Below are 13,029 nucleotides of genomic sequence, written 5' to 3' on the forward strand. Positions count from 1 at the left end.
CCATCAGCACGATCGGCCTTCAGCCGATCGTTTTGCTGATGGCCATCGCCACCTCTGTCAAACAGGCGGCGATGGTGCGACCCCTCCGTAACGAGGACAAAAACATGTTTTATCTGTACTGTCGGGATTATAACAAAGCCTCTTGATGAAAGGTTTGATCTTATTCCTTTGGGGTGACAGGCGGCTCTAACGTTTGAAGGGCTCGGATCACTTTTGAAGAGGGGTTACGGCCAGAGCCCTTACGGGGAATTTGACGCAGAACTGCGTGTGTCCCGGACGGCTGGTCACCTCTATGGTCCCGGCATGTTTTTGAACAATCTGATGAACCAGGCTTAAACCCAGGCCCGTCCCTTTTCCAAGGGGTTTTGTCGTCAGAAACGGCTCAAAGATATGAGAGAGAATCTCCTTGGGGATACCGCTTCCCGTGTCGGTGACGTAAAGACAAACCCAGGACGACGTCCCTGCCTTCATCAAATCCGTTCGAATGGTCAAGGTCCCCTGCGTGCCCATGGCATCCAGCGCATTATTGGCCAGATTAATAACAACCTGCTGAACCTGGTTCGGATTTCCAAAGACGGGAGGCAGAGGATCTGATAATTCTTTTTTAATCTCAACATGGCCCATGCGCGCCTGGGCCGTTACTAAAGACAAGGCTCCTTCGACCGCGTCATTGAGATTCATCGTCTCCCGGTCAACCTTCGCGGCGCGGGAAAAGGTGAGCAGCCCCTGAACCAGTTCTTTGCAGCGCAGCGCCTCCCGTTCGATGGATCGCAGGGGCTTTTCATGCGCATGCCCGGGGGCCATCAGACTGAGCATGGTCTGGGCAAATCCAAGAATGACGCTGAGCGGATTGTTAATCTCATGGGCCACCCCTCCGGCCAGCTGCCCCACCGCGGCGAGTTTCCCGGTCTGCAGAAGCTGCCGTTCGAGCTTTTTCCTTTCCGTCATGTCTTTGGCCACGACGATAATCGCGGAAACGTCCTGATTGGCCTCCTTCATCACGGAACTGGAAAAAAGAACCGGTACGCGCTGCCCGCTTTTGGCCTGCATGGATACTTCCAGATTATGAACCGAGCCCTGACGCAGCCGATCCCCTTGTTCGGCCAGAATGAGCCGGTTTTCATCTTCCGGGCACAGAAGAGACAAAGGCCGCCCAACCAGATCCGTTTCCGAATAACCCAGAATCTGGCTCACCGCCGGATTAATCATCCGGATGGTTGTATCGGGTCCCATGACGATCAGAGGGTCGACGAGGTTCGACAATATTCGGGACATATAGTTTTTATAGACGGTGGTCTCGGCCAATGACCGGCTCATCTGATTGAACGTGCCGGCCAACCGGCTTAACTCGTCTTGTGACGCGGCCGGGATCCCGGCCAAAGGGGTGTTCTCATGAACTTGTGCGGCCGCCGCGGTTAACTGGCGAATCGGGGAAAAAAGTTTTTGGATAAAAAGGGCCGCCCCTCCAAATCCAAGGGCTCCGAAGAAGAAAATGAAGCTTGCGATGTGCCAGGATAACCGATGTTCCATCCGATTCCAATTGCCCAAACGATCATCGTGATGGATCGTTTCCGCAGGCAGAGACTGAGCCGTCCAACAGGAATGCTGCTCAAGCCAAATCCGATGGATATCAATCCTGACGACATAAACCAAAGAAGTACAGATAAACAAGGCGATCAGCCCGCATGTCAGAAGAAATTTTGTCTGTAGTTTCATCGCACACAGCATTTACACGGCAGGCCGTTTCTTCTCAAGGAAACAGTATGCAACGAAAATGGAAATGATCTGTTGCGGTTACTGGTTGAAGGCGGGCAAAAGCTGGCTTGGATTGGTCTGGGCCACGTGCTCGTGATCGGAGAGCAGTTCCATGAGCTGCTGGTATTCCGGTTCAACTTCACGGGCGTCTTCGTTTTTGACGATGCGCTGTTTCTTGATCGTTTGGTACTGGATGAGATTCCGCCGGGCTTGTTCGCGTTCGCCGAAGCGGATTAACAGGGACACATACTGCGCATTTCCAAGTTCGCCGTAAGGCGACCACGCATACGCCAGTTCCTGTCCCCACACGTGAATCCCGATCCCGGTGGTCAAACCAGCCACGGCGCTTAACCCCTTGAGCGTGTCCGTTTTATAACCCACCCGCAGAGAGACCGTCTCGATCGGACGCCACTGACCCCCTGCATGAAAACTGGTCGGACCGGCTCTGCGATAAACACCTTCCATCGTCACCTGCCATTGCGTGTTTGGCTGAAAAGCGGCTCCGAGATGAAACGCGAGAGGAAGAGAATCCCCCTCTTCAAGGAATTTTAACTTGGATCCCATATTCGTGAGCGTGGACGCCAGGCTGAGCTTGTCGCTGGCGTGGTAGAGAACCCCCAGATCAGCGGCATAGGCATTTGCGCTGACCTCATCAATTTTAGCGTTGATCCACTTCCCGGTCAGGCCGAGAGCGATCTTCTCATTCACGGTTTGCCCATAGGAAACGTTATAGGAAGCATAGTGGCTGGAGAACACTCCGTTATCCAACGGTTGGTTGTTGGGGTCGATTTCTGTCCGGACCATGTCGCCCGACCCTAAATACTGGGCCGAAACACCGATCCCGCGATGCGTGAGGGACCCGCGGCGATCATCAAAAGGATGCACAAAGCTTAAATACTCATAATGGATGGATCCTAGATAGGACAGATGCTGGCCAGCCATCTCGTTGTTCGCCAGGAATCCAAGTCCGCCCGGGTTCCAGACCGGCGCATACGCATTGGTTGCTAAGGCGCTATAAGCGGATCCCATCGCAGCGGGTTCTGCTCCCACCGGAATATCCAGGAAGGAAGCGCCTTCTGTCCCGGAAGAAGCAGCTGCCGGCAGAGACCATAGCGAGAGAAGGCTTAGGAGCACGGTGCTCTTGCGAAGCGCTCTCAAGGCTTTTTGACCGGGGACAAGGGTTCGTTTTTTCATGATGCTTTGACCAGCTTCTGACAATTTTATTTGCTCTATTTACTTATCATTGATATTAACTAATGTAAATAGTTAATTCGTATGAATATATACATTAATGATGAAGTACAAATCAAGTCTATTATTAATATTATTTCGTATAGACTAATTTTATTGTAGTTTATGATTGTTAATAATACTACCAATATATGTTTTTAGATGTTTTTATTGACAGGTCTGTCAAGGCCTCTGAAGTGACCTATTTATATGACTAGCAGGCTCTTGGATGTATGGGGGGTAGTCTACCTAGATAGGGTTAATTTTGGCTACTAGGGGCATTTATGAACGTATTGTGAAATTCCCGCATAGATTGGATGGGGCGTGCCAATCCTCTTGAATATGGTCAATCCTTGCGAGTGGCGGCCCTTCGCGTAACTGAATAATCCATTGTTCAATCACCGGCCGGGGGCCTTCGGCTTCGGCTTCAACATCTCCATTGAGAAGGTTTCTTACCCACCCGGACAAGCAAAGGGAGGTCGCTGTTTGCTCGGCGTAATAACGATATCCAATGCCTTGAACACGGCCCCTGATATACAGGTGAACCGCAGCCAGAGAAGAGGATGCTATGTCTTTATTTTTTGAGCGCGAATGCGCCATTTGCGAGCTTGAGCAGCGTCTGGTTTGACGCCCAGCCATCCTTGTTCGTAGGTTTGTGAAAGGAGTTCCATGGCTTTTTTATTCCCGCCCTCTGCGGCCCGAGTGATCCATTCCCGCGCCAGACGGTTGCTTTTCTTGACCCCTTCGCCACGGGCATACAATTGGCCTAAACTCAGCTGAGCGGCGGACAACCCCTGTTCGGCAGCTTTGGTATACCACTGAGCGGCTTTTCGGGTATCGGCGGGAACCCCCATCCCGGTCTCATACATCAAACCCAGGCGATATTGAGCATCCTGCTGACCTTGTGCGGCCGCGAGTTGATACCAATGGGCGGTTTGGGCGGGATCTTTAGGAACCCCCTGCCCGAGATAGTACATGACCCCCAGTTTAATTTGAGCATCCGCACTGCCTCGCTCGGCGGCCTTTTTCAGCCAGGTTTCCATAGTGCGCATGTCCTTCGGAACACCAAAACCGTTCTCGTAAAGAGCCGCCATCTGGAGTTGCGCTTGCAGATGACCCTGCTCAGCGGCCTTGCGGTACCATTGGGCCGCCTGACCCGGGTTTTTCGGGACACCTAAGCCATCGACATACAGGGACGCCAAATGCACCTGGGCATCGACATTTCCTTGTTCTGCTGCTTTTTTGATCCACTCCGCTCCATGGACCGGGCTTTTCGCGATGCCCTCCCCATTCATTAAAAGTACCCCAAAATAATACTGCGCTTCTACGTTGCCCTGTTCCGCGGCTCTCTGGAACCATTGAGCAGCCTGAGCGGGGTCTTTCGTGGTGTTGGTTCCATTTGCCAACATGGCTCCTATATACAACTGGGCTTCGGCAATTCCTTTTTCTGCAGCTTTGCGATACCAGATCATCGCCTGGGCCGGATCTTTCGAAACGCCTTCACCCGTGGCATACATGACAGCCAGATTGTATTGTGCTTCAGGAATTCCGTTTTCAGCGGCCTTGCGGTACCATTGAGCCGCCAGAAACGCATCTTTGCTTGTTCCATCGCCCATGGAATACAAGACGGCCAAGTTGTATTGAGCTTCCGGAATACCTTTTTCAGCAGCCCGCTTGTACCAGAGAAAGGCCCGAGCCGGATCCTTGGCCGTCCCACGGCCTTGCTGATAAACCTGTGCCAGCTGGTATTGGGCCTTCGCGTCTCCCTGGAGAGCCGCTTTCTGCAGCCACGGAAGAGCTTGTTCGGGAGATTTTGCCTGTAAAAAAACAGCGGTCATATACTGCGCTTCTGATTCGCCTTGAGCGGCGGCCTTTTGATACCACTGGAAAGCTTGCGCGGGGTTACGCTGAATGCCTTTCCCGGACTGGAGATGGCGAGCCAGATGAAGCTCCGCCTTACCATTCCCCTGCTGAGCGGCTTTGTAATACCATAAAACCGCCTGTTCCTCATCTTTGGGAACACCTATCCCTTCTTCGTAAAACTCGCCTAGACTGTTTTGGGCAGCGGCCAACCCGCCTTCGGCGGCGCGCTGGATCAACGTAGCGGCGGCGGAAGGATCTTTCGGAACGCCTTCCCCGGCCAGTGTCATGCGTCCCAGATCATCAAGGGCTTGAACATTCCCTTGATCGGCCGCCTTACGAAGCCAAGACACGGCCCTCGCTGGATCGCGCGAAATTTTTGTTCCTTCTTTATACAGGGTTCCCAATTGAAATTGAGCGCCAGGGTTTCCTTGCTCGGCGGCTTTTTCAAACCAGGCGCTGGCCTGGGCGGGGTCCCGGGCTACGCCGTTCCCCTCCAGCAACTGTGTGCCGAGAAGAAATTGCGAATCGGAATCCCCCTGCTGAGCGGCTTTCTGGAACCAGACCGCCGCTTGCGCCGGGTCCTTCCCGGCTCCATTCCCATCGAAATAGTATTTTCCCAGATGGTATTGAGCAATCGCCAGACCTTGTTCCGCTGCCGTTTTGAAATAGGGAAAGGCCTTCGCCGGATCACGCGGGACCCCTTCCCCGAAGGCATACATCTTCCCGATGGTAAATTGCGCATAGGAATTCCCCTCCTCCGCCATCGGGCGAAGCAGTTTCATGGCTGTTTTGTAATCGCCACGGGTATAGGCGCTTAACGCGTCTGTCCCTCCAGCCGGTTCCGAATAGACGGGAGAAACCGTCACAAAAAATACCGTGCCGATCAAAAGCAGGGGAAAAAGCCGATGCCCAAGAATCTGCGGAGACATTAAAAGGACCATGGTATGATTCTAATAACTTTTTTATGGATCGGCCACGAACGTCTTGTGTTCCCTGTCTCCTGCTGGTCCTCTTCGGGATTTTCGCCTTCTCTCCCGGCGCGGAAGCCCGCAAGCGGAGCTCCCCCAAAAAAATACATCTTCGAAACGTGAAAATTGGGATCGAGAATGTTTTCGATCCGAACGTCCCCGGCGAACATTTTTGGCCTTATCGTCTGGCCAACCGGTTGCACATTCGTACCCGCGCATCCGTTATTCGAGAAGCGCTGTTGTTTCACCCGGGGGAGACGGTTCAAGAACCCCTCCTCGAGGAGACGGAACGAAATCTGCGTGCGTTGCCTTTCGTTAAAGATGCCAAAATCACGGAAGTTTCCGTCAACCAGACGGATGTTGACCTGATCGTCAAAACCCAGGATGCCTGGACGACGCAACCTCAGATCAACTTCGGCAGCGAGGGAGGCAAGAGCCATTTCTCCACCGGGATCCTGGAAGAAAACCTTCTGGGTTACGGCAAATCGTTTTCCTATTTTTACAAGAAAGAGGATTTGGAAGGGATCAGCCATCAATTCAGTTATAGCGATCCCCAGCTTTTCCACACCCGCACCACCCTCTCCACCCTATTCGAAGATATCCCCACCGGGAATCATCAGAGCATCGGCCTGGCGCGGCCTTTTTATTCGCTGGAGACACCGGTGGCGGGCGGCATCAACTTCGACCGCTCCATGAGTTTGCATAAGGTCCTCGAAAGAGGCCAGGAGACGACCCGTTATAATCAAGACCATCTGGATGTGGGGCCTTACGGCGGGGTTCGTCTCAATTCGGATCTTTTGAACGTCCAGCGTCTGATTTTGCGCTACCGCTATACGGAAACTATTTCCCGCGAGACAACGGGCACGACCCCCGGCTCGCTGCCCCGCAACCAGACGCTCTCGGGGCCCATCCTGACCTGGACGTTGCAGCAATCGGACTTTATCAAAGAACACTTTATCGATACAGCGGAACGTACCGAAGACATCAACCTGGGGCATGTGACCAGCGCTGGGACCGGGTATTCTGGCCGGGTCATTGGAGCCACTCAGAACTCCGTTCCCTTCACGTTGCTGGACTCTTTCGGGTTTGGCGCGGACAACCCCTGGTTCGGTCTTTTTTCCTACGGCACGTCGGGGCGATACAACCTCTATGCAGACGATCAAGTGGGCGGCCGCCTCGTGAATACGCTCTATTTTGCCAATGCCAACTTCTACCGCCATTGGCCTACCGCCTTTCCGATGACCGGCGTCGCTCATGCGGAAGCGGCCCATCTTCAAAATCCTGACACCAGTAACCTCTTATCCATCGGCGGAAGTACCGGATTGCGCGGGTTTAAGGTGGATGCTTTTACCGGAAACAAAACGATTCTGGTGAACCTGGAAAATCGTTTTTATTACCCTTACGAAATTCTGCACCTGGCCTATCTCGGGGGGGCGATGTTTTGCGATGCGGGGCAAGCGCAGCCCCAGGGGACCGGATTCACTATGGCGGATTTTCGGGCGAACGTCGGGGTTGGCTTTCGTGCGGCGCTTTCCCGTTCGACGGAAGGAACGGTTTTCCGAATTGACCTCGCTTATGCGATCGGTCAAATACAACAAAACAACCGCTGGATCCTGTCGATTTCTTCCGGGATGGGATTCAAACGGAACGGCAACACGTATAGTAAGTTTGTGGGTGTTCCCAACGGCTCTTAGCGATCCGGGCAGACGTTCAGGCTTTCAAACCCCGGGTGGCGCCGAAAGGGCTCAAGAGCGGAATCCGTTACGTCCGTACAGCTGACGTTCAGCAGGCGAAGGTGAGGCAGCCAGCGGAGCGTGGCCAACCCTTCGTTATCGATGCGCGTGTTGTTTAGATGAAGAATTTCCAGGGATTGAATCGAGTGCAGCGGATACACGCTCGTTCCAGACAGTTTTGTTTCACCTAAATCCAAAGTCTCCAGCGGCAATCCGGCCAAATTCACAAGACCCTTTCCTTTAATATCCGTGCCGTTAAGGTCCAGTTCGTGGAGGCGCTTCAGATCCTTCAAGGCCGCCAGCCCGGCGTCATCTACCTGGGTCGCCCGTAAATAGAGTTGTCGAAGGCTCTGGAGCTCCTTGAGCGCACGGAGCCCGTCATTCCCCACCATGGTGTTGCTGAGATCAAGGCGTTGCAACCCTCTCAAAGACGAAAGCGAAAAAACACCGGCGTCATGAATTCCTGTTTCTCGAAGATCCAGTTCTTTCAATTCTGCAAACGTCCGGAGAGCGGTGATGACAGCGTCATTGATTTCCTGATGCCCAGCCAAGGAAAGACTTTGCGTCTGTCTTATTTGAAGCGCACCGACTAATTCCCGCAACTGATCCTGCGTCACCTGGATATCCGGCGGCAGAGTAAATGATCCTAAAACAATGTCGGGCAAGGTAATGGCCAGCGTTGCTTTTTGTTTGGGACCTTCCTCAAAAGCCGAGACGGACGAAGGGACACAAAAAAATAGGCTCAAAAAAAAGGAAGCGAGGCCTGAAATGCGCATGAACGGTTTCATGGATGCAGTTCGAACTCCGCGTAAGGATCCATCAAAGCATCCGCGAGCGCTTTCGGAGGTTCCAGCCGGATCGTCTCGACGTGCCGGATACTGGAAAGCCGGATAGACTTGGTCCGGAAAAGCGTCCCCTCGTCCTTCTCCGGGGTCAACCAGACGCGGCCATAATAATCATCGTACGCGGAAAATCGCCCCTGAATGGAACTTCCATTCTGCATTTCGAGCCGTATGAAAGCGCCTTTTTTAAGGCCTTGGAACGTATTTTCCAAATCCTGCGAGGCCCCCTGCGCGACCCCCATCCCGATCATCCACAATGAAATTATCGCGATTTTCAGACACCGAAAGGCCATGTTTGGGTATACGGTCATTCCGACTAAAATTCAAGGAAATTTGTAGATGGTAAAGTTTGGTTAAGTCGAATATTTGGCCGGCAAAACTCTCTAAGAAATAAGGAGGTATTTTGTCCACTTCGCTGATCCAAGATATGCCGATGGTTGAAAGACCAAGGGAGCGCTTGTCCTTGATCGGGCCGGAAGGCTTGAAAGACGAGGAGCTCCTGGCCATTTTGTTGCGGACCGGGTACCGGGGTCACAGCGTTTTGGACGTGGCGCGGACCCTGCTGTCCGCGTATCCCTTGGCCGATCTGTTGCAGATACCTTTCCAATCGCTTCGCCGGTTGCGCGGCATCGGCGAAAGCCGGGCGGCCACGCTGGTGGCCGCCTCCGAATTAGTACGGCGGGCGCACCCTTCAGAACCAGCCGCTTTGCCACTCCTTCGTTCGGTCAATGATGTAGCGGCCCAGGCTATCGAAATCAGGAATCTGAAAAAGGAGCACCTCTTGGCTTTCTTCCTCAACGCCCGTCATCAGATGATCGGCAAAGAGGTCATTTCTATCGGGACGCTGACCGCTTCTTTGGCGCATCCCCGTGAGATCTTTGCCCCCGCCATCGGCAAAGCCGCCGCCGGCGTGATTCTTGTCCATAACCACCCCTCCGGCGATCCCTCCCCCAGCGACGAGGACATCCGCCTCACCAAACGCATCGCCCAAGCGGGCCAGATTATGGGGATTGAGCTTCTAGACCACCTCATTGTTTCGGAGAGTGGATGTTACAGCTTTAAGACTTCCGGAGGTTTGACAAGAACGTAGACCACCGCTACACTCACTGGATGCGGTTATTCCCATGCTAAACGGGTTGACAGACGAAAATCTCCGGTTATTCCGGGAGGGACAATTTTTGCGCTCCTACCAGAAACTGGGGGCGCATGTTAGTTCTCTGGATGGGCGGCCGACCGTCTCGTTCGCCGTCTGGGCGCCCAACGCACGGCGGGTTTCAGTTATCGGCGAATTTAACGGATGGACCCCCGAGACTCATCCGATGGAGCGGGTCAACGGCTCCGGGCTGTGGCAAGTCGTCCTGGAAGGGGCCGGGATTGGCCAGTCCTACCTGTATGCCATCGAGCCTCCGCAAGGGGGGGGGTTCCTTCATAAAGCCGATCCGTTTGGCTACTACTCTCAGATCCGTCCGGAAACCGCTTCCCGCATCTGGGACTTGTCCCGCTACGTCTGGTCCGACGGGGAATGGATGGGACAGCGCGGCCAAGCGCAACGGGCAGACCACCCAATGAGCGTTTACGAGGTTCATCTCGGCTCCTGGCGCCGACGACCGCATGAAAACAACCGCTGGCTGAGCTACCAGGAACTGGCCGAAGAATTGCCGGCCTATGTCCGCGAGATGGGTTATACCCATGTCGAATTCCTCCCGCTCTGCGAACACCCTTTTGACGGCTCCTGGGGTTACCAGACCACCGGTTACTTCGCGCCAACGAGCCGTTTTGGCACCCCGGATGATTTTAGATACCTTATTGACCGACTGCACCAGGCCGGGATCGGTGTCCTGATGGACTGGGTCCCCGCTCATTTCCCGATCGATGCCCACGGGCTTGGCCTTTTCGACGGGACGCATCTGTTTGAGCACGAAGACCCGCGCCTGGGCGTTCATCCGGAGTGGAACACGCTGATTTTCAACTACCGCTCCCCTGAAGTCTGCAACTATCTCCTCAGCAGCGCGCTTTTCTGGCTGGACCAGTATCACATCGACGGCTTCCGTGTGGATGCCGTGGCCTCCATGTTGTACCTCGACTACGCCCGCAAGCCCGGGGAATGGATCCCGAACCATCACGGCGGCCGGGAAAACATCGAAGCCATCAACTTTATCCGGCGTTTCAACGAGACCCTCTACCGGGAATATCCGGATATCACCATGATCGCGGAAGAATCAACGTCCTGGGCCAATGTCTCACGGCCGACGTACAGCGGAGGATTGGGATTTGGCGCCAAATGGGACATGGGCTGGATGCACGATACGCTCGAATTCATTACCCGTCCGTCGGAAGAGCGCCCGTCCTATCAAAATGAACTCACCTTCCGGCTGATGTACGCCTCTTCAGAAAACTTCCTGCTTCCCCTCTCTCATGACGAAGTGGGCCGTGGGCAGGGGTCTCTCTGGGAACAGATGCGGGGAGATGACTGGCTGAAAATGGCGAGTCTCCGGCTTCTGTATGGATACCAGTACGCTCAAACAGGAAAAAAATTGCTCTTCATGGGATGCGAATTCGGCCAACGGAGCGCCTGGAATTACGAACAGGCGCTCGAGTGGGACCGATTACAAGACAGCGCACACGCCGGGCTCCAGCGGTGGGTCAAGGATCTGAACCAGCTCTATCGCAAACACTCGGCCCTGCACGAACTGGACTACGAAGCCGGCGGTTTCGAGTGGATCGACGCCAACAATCCCCAGCAATGCGTCCTCAGTTTCTTACGCAAAGGCCGCGCGCCAGGCGATGTTATGCTGGTCGTCTGCAATTTTCTCCCTGAGGAACGGGGAATTTACCGGATTGGGGTCCCTTATGAAGGGCAGTGGCAGGAACTCCTCAACAGCGATGCTAATGATTATGGCGGCGCCGGGCGCGTGAATGGGATTGTTCAATCCGAGAACCAGGGCTGGAACGGCCGGCCGCATTCGATCGTGCTCCGCCTGCCGCCGCTTTCAATTCTCTTCCTGCAGAAGAGCTTCTTCGCTTAACGTCATCCCCCGCGGTCACTGGCGGGGGATCCAAGCACACCATCAAACGTGTATAGGCCAGGGCCAGGGGACGCTGTTTAGTTTTGTAGTTGTTTATCACTTGCGCCTTTTGAATCAGAGAAACTACAAAACTAAACAGCGTCCCCTAGGTGTTAGGTGTGCTAGGTGTGCGAAGGGAGGATGCGGTCGGAACCGAAGTATGGGCGCAGGGCTTCCGGAATGCGGACGGAGCCGTCGGCTTGCTGATAGTTTTCGAGGATCGCGGCAACGGTGCGGCCGATGGCCACGCCGGAGCCGTTCAGGGTGTGGACGAGTTCTTTTTTGCCGTCGGCGCGTTTGAACTTGATGTTCATGCGGCGCGCCTGAAAATCGGTGAAGGTGGAACAGGAGGAGATTTCGCGCCACCGGCCGCGGCTTTTGCCCTCTTCGGAGGGGTGGCCGGGCCCTCCCGCCTGTTTCTCGGTGGAGGAGGACCTGGCTCCCAGAAACTCCTGGTCGCCAGGCATCCACACTTCGAGGTCATAGGTCTTGGCGGAAGCAAAACCGAGGTCTCCCGTGCAGAGCGAGACAACGCGGTAAGGAATCCCCAGCAGAGAAAGAACTTTGCCTGCGTCCGCCGTGAGACGCTCGAGCGTTTGGAGGGAGTCTTCCGGCCGGACAAACTGGACCAGCTCCACCTTGTTGAATTGATGATTGCGGATGAGCCCCGCGGTGTCTTTCCCGTAAGAACCGGCCTCACGCCGGAAACACGCGGAGTAACACACATACTTCTTCGGCAGCTCTTTCTCGTCCAGAAGGTCATCCCGGTGCATATTGGTCACCGGCACTTCAGCCGTCGGGATGAGATACAACTGATCACGCTCGCAGCGAAAGAGTTCTTCCTCAAACCGCGGGAGTTGGCCGGTGCCTTGCATGGACTGAGGCGTAACGAGAAACGGTGTGAAAATTTCTGTGTACCCGTGCTCTTTGGTATGCAGGTCGAGCATGAAATTGATGAGGGAACGCTCGAGCCGTGCACCCTGGCCCCGCATCAGCACGAACCGGGAACCGGAGAGCTTGGCGCCGGTCTTGAAATCGAGTATCCCAAGCGCTTCTCCGATTTCATAATGGGCTTTAGGGGTGAATGAGAGGGAAGATGGCTTTCCTACTTCGCGAACAACGGCGTTATCGGCCGCGCTGGCGCCGACGGGAACGGACGGATCCGGCACATTGTTGATGCGCAGCAAGAGATCGTCCAGCTTCGGTTGGATGTCCGCGAGCTGCCCCTCAAGATCCTTGATTTGACCTTTGCTGCCTTCCAGCATCGCCAGCACGTCTGCGGGGGTTTCTTTCTTCTGAGCTTTCAGCTGCCCGATCTGTGCCGACGCTTTATTGCGGGCCGCCTGAAGCTTCTCAAGCTCTCCCAAAACATCGCGGCGTTGCTTGTCGAGTTGATACAACAGCTCCACGTCCAGCTTGGAGCGGCGGCTGGCCAGCATCTGCTTGAGTTCAGCGGGGTGTTCGCGGATCCATTTGGGGTCTAACACCTTCGCCTCCTTTCTTCTATTGTAGCGATGGCCATCGGCAAAACGGTCGCCCTTCAGGCGACCGTGCCGAAGGTATCGGGAATTAT

Annotated in this window: 10 protein-coding genes; 3 read left to right on the forward strand and 7 right to left on the reverse strand. The window is 54.6% G+C overall.

What is annotated here, in order from left to right; translation table 11 throughout:
* Positions 1-207 precede the first annotated feature (207 nt).
* The 4 genes from WC859_03760 to WC859_03775 form a co-directional block, all read right to left on the reverse strand.
* Positions 208-1,716, reverse strand: a complete 1,509-nt coding sequence (locus tag WC859_03760; protein MFA5975262.1) for an ATP-binding protein — start codon at positions 1,714-1,716, stop codon at positions 208-210.
* 78 nt (positions 1,717-1,794) lie between these two features.
* Positions 1,795-2,949: a PorV/PorQ family protein gene (locus WC859_03765; protein ID MFA5975263.1), complete on the reverse strand. Its 1,155-nt coding sequence runs from the start codon at positions 2,947-2,949 to the stop codon at positions 1,795-1,797.
* Positions 2,950-3,267: 318 nt separating this feature from the next.
* Positions 3,268-3,624 carry an acylphosphatase gene (locus tag WC859_03770; GenBank protein ID MFA5975264.1) on the reverse strand — a complete coding sequence of 119 codons (357 nt, stop codon included), beginning with the start codon at positions 3,622-3,624 and terminating at the stop codon, positions 3,268-3,270.
* On the reverse strand, positions 3,552-5,789 hold the full coding sequence (locus WC859_03775; protein MFA5975265.1) for a tetratricopeptide repeat protein: 2,238 nt from the start codon (positions 5,787-5,789) through the stop codon (positions 3,552-3,554). Before WC859_03775 ends, WC859_03770 begins: the two co-directional genes overlap by 73 nt.
* A 23-nt stretch (positions 5,790-5,812) precedes the next feature.
* Here WC859_03775 and WC859_03780 point away from each other — a divergent pair, with 23 nt between their 5' ends.
* Positions 5,813-7,510: a hypothetical protein gene (locus WC859_03780; protein ID MFA5975266.1), complete on the forward strand. Its 1,698-nt coding sequence runs from the start codon at positions 5,813-5,815 to the stop codon at positions 7,508-7,510.
* Here WC859_03780 and WC859_03785 read toward each other — a convergent pair.
* Together WC859_03785 and WC859_03790 are read right to left on the reverse strand one after the other, a co-directional pair.
* Complete coding sequence (locus WC859_03785) at positions 7,507-8,337, reverse strand: hypothetical protein (GenBank protein ID MFA5975267.1); 831 nt, start codon at positions 8,335-8,337, stop codon at positions 7,507-7,509. The two genes, WC859_03780 and WC859_03785, sit on opposite strands and share 4 nt — an antisense overlap.
* A complete protein-coding gene (locus WC859_03790) occupies positions 8,334-8,684 on the reverse strand; it encodes a hypothetical protein (protein ID MFA5975268.1) in 351 nt (116 codons plus the stop codon). The genes WC859_03785 and WC859_03790 overlap by 4 nt, the downstream gene beginning before the upstream one ends.
* A gap of 134 nt (positions 8,685-8,818) precedes the next feature.
* On the opposite strand from WC859_03790, the gene radC reads away from it, so the two are divergent.
* Together radC and glgB are read left to right on the forward strand one after the other, a co-directional pair.
* Positions 8,819-9,481 carry a DNA repair protein RadC gene (radC, locus tag WC859_03795; protein ID MFA5975269.1) on the forward strand — a complete coding sequence of 221 codons (663 nt, stop codon included), beginning with the start codon at positions 8,819-8,821 and terminating at the stop codon, positions 9,479-9,481.
* Positions 9,482-9,515: 34 nt separating this feature from the next.
* Complete coding sequence (gene glgB, locus WC859_03800) at positions 9,516-11,417, forward strand: 1,4-alpha-glucan branching protein GlgB (protein ID MFA5975270.1); 1,902 nt, start codon at positions 9,516-9,518, stop codon at positions 11,415-11,417.
* A gap of 161 nt (positions 11,418-11,578) precedes the next feature.
* Here glgB and serS read toward each other — a convergent pair whose 3' ends face one another.
* Entirely contained in the window at positions 11,579-12,943 is a 1,365-nt protein-coding gene (gene serS, locus WC859_03805) for a serine--tRNA ligase (protein MFA5975271.1), read from the reverse strand.
* Positions 12,944-13,029 lie beyond the last annotated feature (86 nt).

The sequence above is a fragment of the Elusimicrobiota bacterium genome (assembly GCA_041660185.1).
Classification (GTDB): domain Bacteria; phylum Elusimicrobiota; class Elusimicrobia; order 2-01-FULL-59-12; family 2-01-FULL-59-12; genus JBAZWU01.

Excerpts from the sequence above, each read along its gene's own strand:
- radC (MFA5975269.1), top strand. The coding sequence starts at position 8,819 with ATGCCGATGGTTGAAAGACCAAGGGAGCGCTTGTCCTTGATCGGGCCG.
- WC859_03790 (MFA5975268.1), bottom strand. The coding sequence starts at position 8,684 with ATGGCCTTTCGGTGTCTGAAAATCGCGATAATTTCATTGTGGATGATC.
- WC859_03785 (MFA5975267.1), bottom strand. The coding sequence starts at position 8,337 with ATGAAACCGTTCATGCGCATTTCAGGCCTCGCTTCCTTTTTTTTGAGC.
- WC859_03765 (MFA5975263.1), bottom strand. The coding sequence starts at position 2,949 with ATGAAAAAACGAACCCTTGTCCCCGGTCAAAAAGCCTTGAGAGCGCTT.
- WC859_03760 (MFA5975262.1), bottom strand. The coding sequence starts at position 1,716 with ATGAAACTACAGACAAAATTTCTTCTGACATGCGGGCTGATCGCCTTG.
- WC859_03770 (MFA5975264.1), bottom strand. The coding sequence starts at position 3,624 with ATGGCTGGGCGTCAAACCAGACGCTGCTCAAGCTCGCAAATGGCGCAT.
- glgB (MFA5975270.1), top strand. The coding sequence starts at position 9,516 with ATGCTAAACGGGTTGACAGACGAAAATCTCCGGTTATTCCGGGAGGGA.
- WC859_03780 (MFA5975266.1), top strand. The coding sequence starts at position 5,813 with ATGGATCGGCCACGAACGTCTTGTGTTCCCTGTCTCCTGCTGGTCCTC.
- WC859_03775 (MFA5975265.1), bottom strand. The coding sequence starts at position 5,789 with ATGGTCCTTTTAATGTCTCCGCAGATTCTTGGGCATCGGCTTTTTCCC.